The sequence below is a fragment of the Dermatophilus sp. B7861-1 genome (assembly GCF_058996045.1).
Genome location: NZ_CM180082.1, coordinates 2,411,352 through 2,426,355 on the forward strand (window position 1 = coordinate 2,411,352; position 15,004 = coordinate 2,426,355).

Annotated in this window: 13 protein-coding genes and 1 tRNA gene; 2 read left to right on the forward strand and 12 right to left on the reverse strand. The window is 57.2% G+C overall.

What is annotated here, in order from left to right; all coding sequences use genetic code 11:
- Window positions 1-82: 82 nt before the first annotated feature.
- Together AC2T9U_RS10615 and AC2T9U_RS10620 are read left to right on the forward strand one after the other, a co-directional pair.
- Window positions 83-448: an ArsR/SmtB family transcription factor gene (locus AC2T9U_RS10615; RefSeq protein WP_115032279.1), complete on the forward strand. Its 366-nt coding sequence runs from the start codon at window positions 83-85 to the stop codon at window positions 446-448.
- On the forward strand, window positions 445-1,500 hold the full coding sequence (locus tag AC2T9U_RS10620; protein ID WP_493696077.1) for a cation diffusion facilitator family transporter: 1,056 nt from the start codon (window positions 445-447) through the stop codon (window positions 1,498-1,500). Before AC2T9U_RS10615 ends, AC2T9U_RS10620 begins: the two co-directional genes overlap by 4 nt.
- A 372-nt stretch (window positions 1,501-1,872) precedes the next feature.
- Here AC2T9U_RS10620 and AC2T9U_RS10625 read toward each other — a convergent pair.
- From AC2T9U_RS10625 to AC2T9U_RS10680, 12 genes are all read right to left on the reverse strand, one after another.
- Window positions 1,873-1,948, reverse strand: a tRNA-Thr gene (locus AC2T9U_RS10625).
- Between the two features lie 222 nt (window positions 1,949-2,170).
- Window positions 2,171-3,742, reverse strand: a complete 1,572-nt coding sequence (locus tag AC2T9U_RS10630) for an alpha/beta hydrolase (protein WP_493696078.1) — start codon at window positions 3,740-3,742, stop codon at window positions 2,171-2,173.
- A gap of 298 nt (window positions 3,743-4,040) precedes the next feature.
- Window positions 4,041-5,189 (reverse strand): DNA polymerase III subunit delta', encoded by a 1,149-nt coding sequence (locus AC2T9U_RS10635; protein ID WP_493696079.1) that lies wholly within the window; start codon window positions 5,187-5,189, stop codon window positions 4,041-4,043.
- A complete protein-coding gene (gene tmk, locus AC2T9U_RS10640; RefSeq protein WP_493696080.1) occupies window positions 5,186-5,863 on the reverse strand; it encodes a dTMP kinase in 678 nt (225 codons plus the stop codon). The genes AC2T9U_RS10635 and tmk overlap by 4 nt, the downstream gene beginning before the upstream one ends.
- 106 nt (window positions 5,864-5,969) lie before the next feature.
- Complete coding sequence (locus tag AC2T9U_RS10645) at window positions 5,970-6,152, reverse strand: putative motility protein (RefSeq protein WP_115032271.1); 183 nt, start codon at window positions 6,150-6,152, stop codon at window positions 5,970-5,972.
- A 120-nt stretch (window positions 6,153-6,272) separates the two neighbouring features.
- Entirely contained in the window at window positions 6,273-7,850 is a 1,578-nt protein-coding gene (locus AC2T9U_RS10650) for a GAF domain-containing protein (protein WP_493696081.1), read from the reverse strand.
- A gap of 138 nt (window positions 7,851-7,988) precedes the next feature.
- Window positions 7,989-10,775: a type I DNA topoisomerase gene (gene topA / locus AC2T9U_RS10655; protein ID WP_115032267.1), complete on the reverse strand. Its 2,787-nt coding sequence runs from the start codon at window positions 10,773-10,775 to the stop codon at window positions 7,989-7,991.
- 200 nt (window positions 10,776-10,975) lie between these two features.
- Window positions 10,976-12,481: a DUF7059 domain-containing protein gene (locus AC2T9U_RS10660; RefSeq protein WP_493696082.1), complete on the reverse strand. Its 1,506-nt coding sequence runs from the start codon at window positions 12,479-12,481 to the stop codon at window positions 10,976-10,978.
- A gap of 41 nt (window positions 12,482-12,522) precedes the next feature.
- A complete protein-coding gene (locus AC2T9U_RS10665; RefSeq protein WP_051277643.1) occupies window positions 12,523-13,233 on the reverse strand; it encodes a GAF and ANTAR domain-containing protein in 711 nt (236 codons plus the stop codon).
- A 543-nt stretch (window positions 13,234-13,776) separates the two neighbouring features.
- Window positions 13,777-14,163, reverse strand: coding sequence for an Rv3654c family TadE-like protein (locus AC2T9U_RS10670; RefSeq protein ID WP_493696083.1), 387 nt, complete (start codon window positions 14,161-14,163; stop codon window positions 13,777-13,779).
- A gap of 5 nt (window positions 14,164-14,168) precedes the next feature.
- Window positions 14,169-14,600, reverse strand: a complete 432-nt coding sequence (locus AC2T9U_RS10675; protein ID WP_493696084.1) for a TadE family type IV pilus minor pilin — start codon at window positions 14,598-14,600, stop codon at window positions 14,169-14,171.
- 8 nt (window positions 14,601-14,608) lie between these two features.
- Window positions 14,609-14,881, reverse strand: a complete 273-nt coding sequence (locus AC2T9U_RS10680) for a DUF4244 domain-containing protein (protein WP_493696085.1) — start codon at window positions 14,879-14,881, stop codon at window positions 14,609-14,611.
- Between the last annotated feature and the right edge of the window lie 123 nt (window positions 14,882-15,004).

A 15,004-nucleotide genomic window follows, 5' to 3' on the forward strand; every position in this document is an offset into this window, starting at 1 on the left:
TGTCCGTATTTCGATCTTAGTCGCGCTCAATCTATGGAAAATCTTTCACCCTTTAGGGTGAGGCCGCCTCTATGGTCACCGCATGACATCGGCACCCACCGCATCAGCTTCACCGTCAACCAGCCACTCAGAAGCTGACACCACTGCAGTTCTCATCTTCCGCTCTTTCGCGGACCGCACCCGGCTAACCATCATCCGCCGCCTTCTCCTGGGCGAGCAGCGCGTAGTCGAGCTGGTGAATCATCTTGGTTTGGCCCAGTCGACGGTGTCTGCGCATATCGCCTGCATGCGGCAAAGCTGTCTACTGCACATTCGCCACGAAGGACGCTCTACCTACTACTCCCTTGCCGCACCTGAGCTGACCCGATCTTTGCTGCATGCTGCCGAAAGCCTCATTGACTCCCTTGGGGCTATCACTGATCCCAGAGCAGCGGAGGCCGACGCATGAACGGCCACGGGCACTGCCATGTGCACGTTCATGCCCATGAGCATGCTCAGCCCCCTTGCCTTGCCAGCCGGAGTGCTCGGCGACGCCAAAAAGCTGACACAGAATCCCATGACCACGGCCACAGCCATGGGCATTCCCACGGACACTCGCACTCACACGCTGACGGCCACACAAATCGCACACGCATCCTCATCGCGTTATGCATCACCGGCTCTGTACTTGCTATTGAAGCGATAGGCGCTGCGCTTCTTGACTCTCTTGCCCTGCTCGTGGATGCAGCACACATGCTCACAGACACCCTGGGACTGGCCATGGCTGCTACTGCAGCTACGCTCATGAGCCGCCCACCAAGTGCACGCCACACGTGGGGCTTAAAACGCGCAGAGGTCATCGCTTCGGCAGCGCAGGCATTCATTTTGCTTCTGGTAGGCGGCTACGCCGTCTACGAAGGCCTCATGCGCCTTATCGACCCTCCCCCGGTTTCGTCGCACGGCCTGGCGGTCATTGGGCTGCTTGGCTTGCTCGCTAACTTCGCTTCACTTCTTGTCCTTTTGGGAGGTCGAGACAGCAACCTCAACATGAAGGCGGCGTTTCTGGAGGTTGCTAATGATGCTCTCGGGTCGGTAGCAGTGCTCTTAGCTGGGGTTCTTCTTTATTTCACCGGCTGGACGCTCGCTGATTCCATCGCAGGTTTGTTTGTCGCAGCGCTGATCGTGCCACGTGCCGTGGCGTTATTGCGGGAGTCAGGGTCGATTCTGCTTGAAAGCACTCCCGACGGGCTAGATCTGAAGGCTGTGCGGGCGCATATTTTGGAGCAACCCCATGTACGTGAAGTCCACGACTTACACGCCAGCACAGTAGCCACAGGACTTCCGCGCCTGAGCGCCCATGTGGTTCTCGATGACGATTGTTTTTTCAATGGCTACAGCCAACGTGTCCTGATGGATCTGTCCATGTGCTTGAACTCTCATCACGGTATTGCAGTGGAACACTGCACTTTTCAACTTGAAGCAGCCTCCGTAGCAGGAGGGCACGCTGAGCATGTTCATTAATAGCCACCTTTGTGGTCATGCTCTCTAGTGAAGGCGCTCTAGGCACTCGGCCGGGCTCTTATAGGGGCCCGGCGATTGTTCGCCATAAATGAACATCCTCGGCAGGATTTCCCTAACGTGAGACGCACGACCGCACATATGGACACAAATCCTGCAGAAAGTCCGTCACACAGCCCCCAAGAGGCCTTGAGCGCCCTGAAAAGCCCCATAGGCGGCTTAGCCCCCCTCGGGGAAGATCCCCCCGTCTGAAACCCGAAATACTTACACCCCATAGAGACAGCACTTCCATGTTCGCTTTTGGCGAAAAACGCTAAGAAGCATCCACAAAGCATCGCAACACAAAAACACCCCCCACGAAGTGGAGGGTGTTACTGGAGCCGCCTGTCGGAATCGAACCGACGACCTATTCATTACGAGTGAATCGCTCTGCCGACTGAGCTAAGGCGGCGTGCGCCGAAGCGCTTAATCACTGTACAAGGTGAAGGGCGCAAACTCCGAATCGACCGGAGGCACTCACCTCACCAGGATAAAAAGCGGACGCCCCGCCCGGAGTGCTGGTCGCAGGCCGGGTGGAGCGGCGGCGACCAGGGGAGGCGCGGGTGGTAGCGCCTCAACCCAGTTGCAGTTCCGGGCGGAACGTCCTAGGCCTCCCCGTACTGGGGGTGGGTGATCAGCAGGAGAGGCCGTCCTTGGGCGGTGTGCCATTCATAAGATACCCATCAACCGCCTGGTCCACGCAACTGCTGCCCGTTTTGTAAGCCGTGTGACCGTCTCCCTCATGTGAAATGAGGCGACTGTTCGACAGTTGATCATGAAGCCGCTTAGCCCACTCATAGGGCGTAGCAGGATCACGAGTAGTGCCGATGACCACAATCGGACCGCTTCCTTGCGCGGAAACCTTGTCTATCTTACCCGTAGCCGGGACCGGCCACGCAGCACACGAATTTCCGCCGAAAGACATCATGCCACCCCACACCGGAGCCTTCGACTCAAACTCGGCCTTCTTTGACTTCAGCTGCGCTTCATCCCATCGCTGAGCACCACGATCCAAGCAGTTCACTGCATTGATGACCTGCATCGTATTGTTCTCATACTCGCCGTTGTCATCACGGCTGGCGTACTCCGAAGCCAAAGCAAACAGCGGCGTTCCATCGCCATCCTTGGCCGACTGAAGCGCCTCAGTGAGGGTGTCCCAGTAGGTCTTCGTGTACATGGCTTGCGCAACACCAATCGTTGCCCAGCCTTCAGTCAATTCCTTGATGCGCGGGTTGCCGCTAACCGGCAAAGGCTTTGAGTCAAGCTGCTTGAAAAAGTCTTTCAAACCTTTCATGACAGATTCGACGTCATTACCGAGCGGGCATTTTCCAGAAGAAGTACATGACTTCGCCCACGCACGCGTTGCCGACTCAAACCCAGCAGCTTGCCCCAAGCTGACCTGCTCAGAGGTCAAATCAGGGGGCATAACACCATCGAGAATCATGTTCCCGACATTCTTAGGGAACAATCCTGCATACGTTGCCCCGAGGTACGTGCCATACGACTTGCCCAAATAGTTCAGCTTAGGCTGCCCCAAAACAGAACGAACCACATCCATATCCCGCGCAGCTTCTGCTGTCGAAACATGCCCAACCAAATCGGGATATTTCTGCTGGCACCCCTTGCCCATTTTTGCCAAACCGCCATAAGCGATTTCTATTTCTTGTTGATCATCCGGAGTTGGGTCAGCACCCATTACCGCATCCATTGATGCGTCATCAAGACACTTCATTGGCGACGATTTTCCGACACCGCGAGGATCAAAACCAACGATGTCGTAATTCTTCCGAATAGTTCCAGAAACAATAAAGTCGGCCATCATCGCATACTGCGTAGCTGAAGCTCCCGGGCCACCTGGGTTAACCAGCAACGCTCCTCTCGGAGCCTGACCATTCTTTGCACCATTAGCCGCAACTTTCAAAACGCGCAGCTTAACGGTTTTCCCATCTGGCTTTGAATAATCAATCGGCACCTTTACCCACGCACACTTAGCGGATGCGCCCTCAGAACTATCAGAGCATGTCTCCCACACAGGCTTCTGCGTATAAAACTTCGAAAGCCTGGCATCACCCGTAGCAGGAGCCTGAGCAGCGCCGTTTTGGGAACCATTACCGGGCTGTTTTCCTTGCGAATTGCCCTGTTCGTTCTGCTCACCAACATGTGAGCTCGAAGCAGAACCATTGCCATTCTTAGACCCCTCAGTCACAGTGTCAGCTTTTTGACACCCGGCGAGAGCCAACGCCACCGCGCCAGCAACCGCCACTGTTCGCATTCTGGCTGTCCTCACGTGCATGACTCCTGTTCATTGGGCTACTTAGCGTCGGCAGGAGCGCCTGGCAGGCGTGGGGGCGCCTTCTCGATCACTGCTCGACTTTGTGAGGGATAGGGCGAGTCTTTCTACTCGACGAAACGCCCTGTTTCCTTACACCGTATCGGCTCCTCAACGTGGCATCATCTCGTCCCACATTTACTTAGGAAAGGCACTCCTCCAACCAAGACAAAATTCACTTGTCCAGAGCTGGAACCCGCAGATGCACCAACATCGCCTCAAGCGCAAGCAAAGGCGGAACATTGGCAGCAATTCTCTCTCGTGCCGCCATAATCGCGTTCATCGCAGCAAGCAACCACTCCACTTTTACTGCCTGAGAGAGAGCGATCACATCCGAACGAAGATCCTCATTAACAAGAGAAACCGGTTCGCCCATCGCAACCACGAAAGCATCCCGATAAATGGACTGAAGATCAATCAATGAGCGATCGATAACATCCCGATTCCGGCGTGTAGCCCGAGTTTTCTGTTCTTTTTCCAGCGCGTTCACCTGCGCACGAACATGCGCAGGCTGCGTACGCGCAGCGGGATCAGCACCAAGCGTAACCAACAACTTCTCTTTTTCACGACGATCACGCTCACCCCCATCTGCGCCAGCCTCATCTGCAGCAATCGACGCCAAATCAGCCGCAGCGCTAATCGCGTCAGCAACACTATGAATTCGGGTAGCCATCTTCACCGTCTCACGACGCCGAGTCCGCGCCCCCTCATCCCGCGCCAACCGTCGAGCCAACCCAATATGCGACTGAGCAGCACGCGCCGCATCCGCAGCAAGCACCGGGTCCACACCATCACGCCGCACAAGAAGCTCCGCCACCGCCCCCACCGGCGGAGTGCGCAAACGAACATGCCTGCTGCGCGAACGCAACGTCACAATCACATCCTCAAGAGAAGGCGCACACAAAACCCACACCGTCGCTGGACCAGGCTCCTCAATAGCCTTCAAAAGCGCATCTGCCGCACGCTCAGTAAGCCGATCCGCGTCCTCAATCACCACAATTCGCCACTGCCCCACCGAAGGCAGATGCGCCGAATCATGAGCAAGATCACGCGCATCATGAACCTGGATAGTCAACCCCTCGGTCGCAACAACCTTCACATCCGCATGAGTGCCAGCAATCGCAGTGCGACATTCAACACACCCACCACACCCACCATCAGGACATTGCAAGGCCGCAGCAAAAGCCCGCGCAGCATTAGAACGCCCAGAGCCGGGAGGCCCGGTAAAAAGCCACGCATGCGTCATAGCAGTCGGATCAACAACTGCCCGCTTCAAAACCTCAACCGCAGCCTCCTGTCCCACCAAGTCATCCCAAACAGTCACCCGCGCTCCCCCCGACGCTCACCCAACAGACTTTCCACACGACCCAACACAGCAGCAGCTATCTCCTCAACAGGCGCAGCAGCATCAAGAACCAGATAACGCTGCGGCGCGCAGCGAGCACGCTCCAGAAACCCATCACGAACAGCCTGATGAAAACTATCCGGTTCCGCCTCAATCCGATCCCGGTCTCCCCCACGACGAGCCGCACCCACCTGAGCAGACACATCCAAAAGAACCGTCACATCAGGCACCAAACCACCTGTGGCATATGCAACCAACCCGCGCAAATCCTCCATATCAAGGTCATCACGAGCCCCCTGATACGCAAAAGTGGAATCCACATAGCGATCGCACACCACCACCGCCCCTGCAGCCAACGCAGGACGAATCACTGTCTGCACATGCTGCGCCCGATCAGCGGCGAACAACAACGCCTCCGCCGCAGGAGCGACCTGCTGCCCATGCAAAAGCACCTGACGAATCTGCGCCCCCACAGCAGTCCCACCAGGTTCACGAGTCGCAACAACGCACTCCCCCCGCGAAGATAACGCCTCCACCAGACGCGCAACCTGCGTAGACTTCCCCGCTCCATCTCCACCTTCAAACACCACAAACAGCCCGCGGCCTACATCGCGTCCCGCGCCAGCACAGCCCTGACCAATCCCCATCACCATGAAAGCCAGCCTAGTTGCGAACACCCCCAACAAAAGTTACAGCTGCAGACAAAAGGGACCGAAGCGCTAGCAACGCCTCGGTCCCTTCACAGCCAATAGTCACACCTCAGGCATACGTGTTGATGTTGCGCCCCACGTTGCCCTCGGTAGCCAGCGGCATTGAGCTAAGCAGCTGCGCCGCAGTGGACGATTCACTGTCCATTGCCTTCTTGAGCAGGGAAACCTGGGCTTGCGAGTAGGTCGCCGCGGATCGCTGCATCATGATGCTTTGCGCCAGTGCGATGTCCATATCGTTGTCCTTCCCTCCGGAGCCACATCCGTCGTATCGGAGTAGCCACTACCCTCATCGGCACCCAACCCACCGCCGTGAGAACTTCCGGACAGATGTCTCGAACACCTCACCAACACATCAACCCTGGCCAAGAACACTACGCGTCACAGCACTCTGCTCGGTCAACACACCAGAAATGACATTCTGCGCATCATTGATCTGCTCCACAGTCGACTTCACCTGTACCAACGCCTGAACCACCGACTGCGCGTCAGTCTGAATCGCCGACACCTTTGCCCCAACCTCTTCGGTCGCAGTACTCGTCTCGCGCGACAGTTCCTTCACCTCATTAGCGACCACCGCGAACCCCTTGCCAGCCTCACCCGCCCGAGCAGCCTCAATCGTGGCATTCAACGCCAAAAGATTCGTCTGCTCGGCAATTGATGTAATGGTGTTCACCACATTGCCAATCTCGTTCGACGACTGATTGAGATTAGCCACAATCCGGGATGCCTCATCAGTCAGCCGTTGTGCCTCAGCAGCAACATTCGAGGCCGCAACCACATTCCGCTCCACCTCCGTGATCGAGCTCAAAAGCTCTTCACCAGCACCCTTCGTACGATCCGCATCACGAATACGCTCCAACGCACTCGAAACAAGGAACGCAGTATTCCGCAACGCCGAGGCCCGATCCTCCGTAAGATCAACATCCTTAGTCGTGAAGAAGTCCATCGTCCCGATGACCTCACCCTCAACAATGATGGGAAGAGACACCCCAGACTTCACCCCCGCACGCTGCGCCGCAGGAGCACGCACACAGTCAGTCACCAAACCCAAATCAGGTTCAAACACCAGATCACGCGTACTCCACGTACGACCAGCAACACCCACTCCGCGAGCAAAACTCGCTTTACGCGTCACCTCACGGAACTCTTCACCTGCAGAACCCGACTCGTACTTGTTCTTCAACGTATTGTCAGCAGAATCCACCTCCCAATACGAGCCATACTCCCAACCAAACTGCGCCCGCACCGTGTCAAGAGTTGCCCGAATCGTCTCCCGCTCACTCGAAGACTCATTCGTTTTCTTCACCACCGCATTAATGGCGGCCATATCGCTCTGCATCTCCACCCGACGCTCAGAATCCAACACCCGCTCCAACGCCTGTGACACCAACTTGGCCACACAACGCAACACCTGCAGCCGCACCAACCCCGGCGTATGTTCCTCATCGGCCATGAAATCCATCGTCGCCACGATCTGCCCCTCCCTAAACAACGGGAACGACACAGCCGACCTCACACCATTCTCATACGCAATCTGCGCACGCGGACAATCCTTCACCGCACGCAAATCCGGTTCAAAAATCAACTCACGCTGACTCCACGCGCCACCCACCAACCCAACACCCTCAGAAAACGCCGCCCCCCGCGTCACCGGGGCAAACCGATCCGATAAACTCCCCGACTCCATCCGGAGCCTCAAAACCTTCTCTTTCGGATCCATCACCCACACCGACCCGTATAGCAAATGGAAACTGTCACGAATCGTTTCCAACGCCACCCGGAAAACATCATCCCCGCTACGCGCACCAGCAACCTTGTCCACCAAGATCTGCAGAGCCTCAACATATCCACGTAGCTCTTCTTCATGTGTATCTGTCTGCAGGGACACACGCGTCCCAGCCGATCTGCCGAAGATCACAGTGGACTCCATTCACGCACGGGTCACAAAACAGATCGACAACCCTGCGCCGACCTACCTCGACAAATCGACCGCACCCACCCAATCTTTAAAACACACAAACACAAGCTGGCCCAGAGCAGAACCACGCCCCGGGCCAGCTATGAAACATCAGGCTTTCTTAGGAGCAGCTTTCTTTGTGGTTGTTTTCTTCGCGGTGGACTTCTTCGCCGGCGTTTTCTTCGCCGTAGCCCGTTTACGTGTCACCGGCCCCTTAGCCCGCTTCTCCGCCAACAACTCAAAACCACGCTCAGCAGTGATCGTTTCCGGATCATCACCACTACGCAACGTCGCATTGGTCTCCCCATCCGTCACATACGGGCCAAAACGACCTTCCTTAACCACCACGTTCTTGCCTGTCACCGGATCAGGACCAAGATCAGCAATCGGAGGCCTAGCCGCCGCGCGCCCCCGCCGCTTGGGCTGCGCGTACAAAGCCAACGCCTCTTCCAATGTCACTGTGAAGATCTGATCCTCCGAATCCAAAGAACGCGAATCCTTCTCCTTCTTCAAATACGGCCCGTAACGGCCATTCTGCGCCGTGATCTCCTCGCCACTGTCCGGATCGACACCAACCACCCTCGGCAAAGACAACAACTTCAACGCCTCATCAAGGCTCACCGTCGCCAAATTCATCGACCGGAACAAACTCGCTGTCCTCGGCTTAGGCTGCTTAGACTTCGGGGTGCCTTCTTCAGGCTCAGGCAAAATCTCACTCACGTACGGACCAAACCGGCCAGACTTCGCCACAATCATGTGACCTGTCTGAGGATCCTTGCCTAGCTCTCTACCGTCGTCAGCAGCCAACTCCAACAACTCACGCGCTTTCTGCGGCGTCATCTCATCTGGAGCGATGTCATCATTCACCGTTGCGCGACGTCCCCGCTTCGAGGAATCCCCCTCCCCCGCAGCGCCGTCAACTGGCTCTCCATCTGCAGAGGCAACTTCTTCTACGTACGGGCCATACCGGCCCACACGCACCACCATGCCCTCACCGAGATCAATGGTCGAAATTCCTTTCGCATCAATCTCGCCAAGGTTCGCAACTAGCTCCGCCAACCCTTCATGCGGCTCACGGTCATCCGAAACCACACCATCGTTACCGAAATAGAACTGCGTCAGCCACTCAACCCGACCCTCATCGCCACTAGCAATGGCATCGAGGTCTTCCTCCATCCGCGCCGTGAACTGATAGTCCACCAACGTCGGAAAATGCTCCTCCAACAGTCGCGTCACCGCAAACGCCAACCACGTAGGAACCAAAGCCTGACCACGACTATTGACATAGCCACGATCCTGGATCGTCGCTACAGTTGCCGCATACGTCGATGGGCGCCCAATGCCCAGCTCCTCCATTGCCTTAACCAACGTAGCTTCGGTATACCTCGCAGGCGGGTTTGTCTGATGCCCCTCAGCTTGAGCATCAGCACAATCCAACTCAACGCCCTCACCCAACTTCGGCAAACGACGCTCCGCACTGTGCTCAACAGCACCCCGGCGGTCCTCATCCCGGCCCTCCTCATAAGCAGCCAAGAACCCCCGGAACGTAATCACTGTTCCACTAGCCGAAAACTCCGCCGACTCAACAGACTCGCCAGCAACCTCAACACCAGCAACCGGCACCGACACCCGCAAAGAAGCCGTCGACCCACGAGCATCAGCCATCTGTGAAGCGACCGTCCGCTTCCAAATCAGCTCGTACAGAGCAAAATCCTCACCCGTCAACTGCCCAGCCACCTGAGCAGGAGTACGGAAAACATCACCCGCCGGACGGATTGCCTCGTGCGCCTCCTGCGCGTTCTTCACCTTTTTCTCATACCGACGCGGCTTATCTGGAACGAACTCAGCCCCATACATATCCCGCGCCTGACCACGCGCAGCAGACAACGCCGACTCCGACAACGTCGTCGAATCCGTCCGCATATACGTGATATAGCCGTTCTCATACAGCCGCTGCGCAACCCTCATCGCATTACGGCTACTCAAGCGCAACTTACGCCCTGCCTCCTGCTGCAAAGTCGACGTCGTGAACGGCGCCGCAGGACGGCGCGTATACGGCTTCTCCTGAACTGAAGTCACCGTCCCCACGCCACCGGAAACCGCAGACGCAATAGCCTGAGCCTCTACCTCACCCAAATGACGAACACCCTTGCCCGTCAGCTCACCAGCATCAGAAAAATCACGCCCCGAAGCCACCCGAACGCCACCCACGCCCGTCAACTTCGCCGTGAAATCCTCCCCACCACCCGAACGCGTTACAAAACGCGCAGACGCATCCCAATAATTCGCCACCACAAACGCCATACGCTCACGTTCACGCTCAACCACCAAACGCGTCGACACCGACTGGACACGCCCAGCAGACAGCCCCGGACGCACCTTGCGCCACAACACCGGCGAAACCTCATACCCGTACAAGCGATCCAAAATCCGACGCGACTCCTGCGCATCCACCAGGTCATGATCAAGATCACGCGTGTTCTGCACAGCCTTCGTAATCGCATCCTTGGTGATCTCATGGAACACCATGCGCTTAACCGGAACCTTCGGCTTTAGCACCTCCAACAAGTGCCACGCAATCGCCTCGCCCTCCCGATCCTCATCGGTAGCGAGATACAACTCATCGGCAGAGCGCAACAACCGCTTCAGCTCCGCAACCTTCGTCTTCTTCTCCGAAGACACTACGTAATACGGAGCAAAGCCATTCTCTACATCGACCGCGAACTTCCCGAACGGCCCTTTCTTCTCCGCAGGCGGCAACTGACTCGGCGTCGGCAAATCGCGAATGTGCCCCACCGAGGCCTCAACCTCGAAACCAGCACCGAGATACCCGGCGATCGTCTTCGCCTTAGCAGGCGACTCCACGATGACCAACTTGGTCCCAGACTCAGCCACGATCCACTTCCCACTTCCCGCAGAAACTTCTCACGAACACTTCAGCTCTTCTCACAAACACACGCGCCCCCGGACGAAACAACGCCACGACTAGTCAACGCACAACGACCGTAACGCCTTCGCACCCCCGCAGACACTGCGGCGACACGCTCACAAACCACACAACTGCACTCACAGTAGAGCGCATACACCGCACAAACACGTCAAGACAGACGCAGAAAACCACCTGCCACAAGCTCACGCACCACCGGCAACGCCTCAGCACACACCTGTTCCACAGACTCATCCATCAAAGCCGCAATCGCTACCACTGACTGCCGCAACGTCAAATCACCATCAGCCACGTCCACCACCGCACACACTTGTGGCGAGACACCCAACGCACGACGCAATGATCCTCCCTGACGCACCACAATCGCCGCAGGATCACCACACCCAGGCAACATATGCTTCTCAATCGTCACATCGCCAGCAACCTTCAAACGCACCTCCAACAAAGCCTCATCATCCAACTCCGCCAAACGCGCCCGGACTGCCAAACCATCCCGCACCGACTCCCCCATCGGCAACGACACAGGCCCACGCACCTCCATCAAATCCCGGAATGGCTCACGCTCACCCACAGGACGACCCAACATCACCACCCCAAAACCAATCCCCTCTACGCCACGCTGAGCAAAATCTTCCAACCACGCTGAATACAACGACTCATATTGATACGAACCGGGAACAAACCCACCATCACGCGCCCACGTTGAGGCATACTCCGCCGGATCCTGCACATCTCTCTGCACCACCCACGCATCCAACCCCGTCCCAGCCAACCACTCCTGCAACCGATCCGACCACACCTGACCTTGCGAAATCTCCCAATTCCCAATGAAATGAGCAACCCCACCCGGATTCAAAAACTCACCAACCTGCCCCACCAATGTCTTCATCACCGAATCCCCCGCCAAACCACCATCCCGATACTCAAATACCGGCACCCCAGCCACCTGCGGCGTAATCACATACGGCGGATTACACACCACCAAATCGAACCGCTCACCCGCCACCGGCTCAAACAACGAACCACAACGCACATCCCACTCCACACCAGCCAACGCCGCCGTAAAACGCGCAAACGCCAACGCCCGCTCCGACACATCCGTCACCACCACCTCATCGGCATGCGCACCCAAATGCAACGCCTGCACCCCACTACCCGTACCCAAGTCCAAAGCACGACCAACTCGCGGACGCGACGTCCACTGCGCCAACGTCACCGACGCGCCACCAACACCCACCACATGATCCGTAGCCAACGGCCCGGACCCAAAAGCACCAGTCACATCCGAAACCACCCACCACACATTCTCCTCATCGCCATACGGACGAAGATCCACCCCTGCCTGCAACGCCGCACCCGCACGACGCACCAACCCCAACCGAAGCAAGCCATCCCCACCAACAGAAGGAAGAGCAGCGTCAACCTCTGCGAAATCCACCTCCAAACCCAACGTAAACAACCGCACCACCACACCCGTGGCGCCACCACATTCACGAGTCTTCAACTCCGCAGGCAACACCTCACCACGCCGCAACGCAGCCGAAGCCACTGTCCCCAAATATGACTCCACGCCCTCAACCGTGAAATCACACGCCAACAAATCAGCGCGCAAAGCAGCAACCAACTCAGGAACGACAACCGGCGGAACAAAACTCATGCACACAGTTCACCACGGCTCACCGCACCCTCACCTACCACTCATGCACGACCTCCCTCCGTCGGACGATGACGCCCCTGCGCATCCAACGACGGCAACGCCCTGCTCTTAACCAATTCCTGCGCCACCACCCGCAACTTCAAATTCAGATCCTGTGAATACCTCCGAAGCACCGAAAAAGCGGCTTCCTCATCCAGCCCAAACCTCTCCATCAAAATGCCCTGGGCTAAACCGATCACATGCCGCCCAGCCATCGCCTCACGAAGCCCCTCCTCCGTTTTCGTCGCAGCAATCGCAACCGAAGCTTGCGAGGCCAACCTTGCCCCGACTACACCATGAGACTCCCCAAAAGCACCAGGAACCGAGTGATAGAGATTCAGCGCTCCCAAAGTTCCATTCAACGTCGCCAACCGCAGCGACAACACGCTTCGGATACCCAACTGCGCCAACCCGCGACACCAAGGCTCCCACCGCGGGTCCGTCAACGTATCGACAATCAAATACACAGCCTCATCACCGATGGCCTCTAAACACGGCCCCGATTCCAAATCCAACTGCAACCGATCAGCCTGAGAAGCCAACTCATCATCAGCCTCCGCAGCCTCTACATGACGTTTAACAACCAACATTGCGCCACCACGCTCAGCTTCAACGACCTCCCGGATCGTCTCCAAAGCGGTGCGCAACGCCCCTCTTGTGCCGTCCGCCGACGAAAGTTCCAACGCAAACTCAGCGAAATCGAAAGTGCCCATACCTGAAAAGAGACTCCTGATGCACTGCGCAAACCGCAGTCTGTGCCTTCGCGACACGGTCTCCTGCACCCGGCCACCTACGGGCACCGACGGAAAGCAACAGCCGAAACACCAGTCGCGGCTCTGCGCACACCAGTCGCAGCCCTACGCCCGGCCACAAAAACAGCCCGACAGGCACGAGGAGAACTCCCTCATCACGAAGCGGGAGTGGCACAGAGGCTTGACCACTCAAATCAATAGCCGTCGAACGGTCATACACTCGACACCGCACGAACGAATGAGAAAAAACACACGCTCCACACACTGCCGCAACGTTGGAATTCCAACGTAAACAGACCAACTGGCCACCGGCGACGACCAGCACCACCAGACACGACGACCAACGAAGTTTACGATTCGGTAGCCGACAGCACCAAGCGGCCACCAAAATCGCACCCCAAAACACCACCCACATTCGCTGCCTCAGCAGCTTCTCTCTCGTCTCACAAAGAAAACATCTGGCTCAAACGTCCCCACCAACCACAATTCATCCCCGGCTCCAGCTCAGCGAACGCCTGCCCGCGCTTCAGCTCGAGCCTGATAAAAACCAAAATGCGGCAATGAACCAGACAAGTTAACGACAGCTGTCACCGCCACCTCTTTCCCACTCACCCGGCAGGAAGACAGACGCGCATCATTCTTCTGAGCAATACTGCGACCTCGACGGCATGCATCGGCTCCAGAACCACCAAGAACAAGAGACTTAGCCGCCCCTACAGCAGCAAGATCTGCAGCTGCAGTCGCACGATGCGAAGCAATGACGGCAGCGCCGACCATCATCCAAGCCAAAAAAACCGTGATAACTAGTCCAACAATCCCAAGGACAAGAACGGTGCCTGAACCACGATCTCGTGCATCAACAGCAGCTTGCCTCAACGATTGAGTCAGCATCGAATTCACACCTGACCCAGCCACGAAATATCAGTAGGAAGAACTGCCGAGCCGAGACGACGACCAGAAATACCTACCGATTCATCTGGAGCGCTGGCGCTAGCACCAGCATGAAGCTGCTGAACCCATGCAACACGAGCGGGAGCAGTAACAGTCACCCGCATTTCTTTGCCTCGCGCAACACTGATACGAGATCCCGTCGGCGCGGTTTGTTCAGCTAGCCGCACAGCCACAGCTGCGTTGTCGCCACGTGCCAGAGCACGCGCGCCAGAACGGGCGGCATCAATGCATCGCACCTGATCCATAAGAACACCGAGCAGGACCGCAACAACGGTAACGAGAATCATCACGGCGGGTGTGGCCAGCGCCAGTTCAGCGGTGCTGTAGCCAGCATCGCGTCGATTTGTGTGGTTGAGGTCCTGCGCGGTGCTTTTCATCGGTTAATTCACTTGCCCTTGGATTTGATAGCGCCGGTAATTACTTTCTGTAGCTCCGCCTGGATAGTTCCGGACTTGACGATGGCCAGGAGAACACCGGCGAATGCAACGGCAGCGAGGATGCCGACGGCGTATTCAGCGGTGGTCATGCCTGCGTCATCGCGGTTGCGGAAGCGTTCGACGGCGCAATGGACATAGGTAGTGACCGTGGCAGCGCTAGTAGCCACGGCTTGGTCGAGACGGGAGCGGATTGTGGTGCTCTCGGCAGATGCGAGGGTCATGGTGTTCTCCTGATGTGGGTTGCGCGGCGGTGGCCGCGGAATTTTCTTGTGCCCAACTCGAAGGGCACAAAGTCCATGGTTGGTTGCGCGGGGCGTCGGAATGCTGGGCTTAGCTGTCTCTGG

What these genes read in the sequence shown, in the direction of transcription:
- AC2T9U_RS10665 (WP_051277643.1), bottom strand. Translation starts at nt 13,233, where the DNA reads ATGGGCACTTTCGATTTCGCTGAGTTTGCGTTGGAACTTTCGTCGGCG.
- AC2T9U_RS10660 (WP_493696082.1), bottom strand. Translation starts at nt 12,481, where the DNA reads ATGAGTTTTGTTCCGCCGGTTGTCGTTCCTGAGTTGGTTGCTGCTTTG.
- tmk (WP_493696080.1), bottom strand. Translation starts at nt 5,863, where the DNA reads ATGGTGATGGGGATTGGTCAGGGCTGTGCTGGCGCGGGACGCGATGTA.
- AC2T9U_RS10650 (WP_493696081.1), bottom strand. Translation starts at nt 7,850, where the DNA reads ATGGAGTCCACTGTGATCTTCGGCAGATCGGCTGGGACGCGTGTGTCC.
- AC2T9U_RS10670 (WP_493696083.1), bottom strand. Translation starts at nt 14,163, where the DNA reads ATGCTGACTCAATCGTTGAGGCAAGCTGCTGTTGATGCACGAGATCGT.
- AC2T9U_RS10680 (WP_493696085.1), bottom strand. Translation starts at nt 14,881, where the DNA reads ATGACCCTCGCATCTGCCGAGAGCACCACAATCCGCTCCCGTCTCGAC.
- AC2T9U_RS10615 (WP_115032279.1), top strand. Translation starts at nt 83, where the DNA reads ATGACATCGGCACCCACCGCATCAGCTTCACCGTCAACCAGCCACTCA.
- AC2T9U_RS10620 (WP_493696077.1), top strand. Translation starts at nt 445, where the DNA reads ATGAACGGCCACGGGCACTGCCATGTGCACGTTCATGCCCATGAGCAT.
- AC2T9U_RS10675 (WP_493696084.1), bottom strand. Translation starts at nt 14,600, where the DNA reads ATGAAAAGCACCGCGCAGGACCTCAACCACACAAATCGACGCGATGCT.
- AC2T9U_RS10645 (WP_115032271.1), bottom strand. Translation starts at nt 6,152, where the DNA reads ATGGACATCGCACTGGCGCAAAGCATCATGATGCAGCGATCCGCGGCG.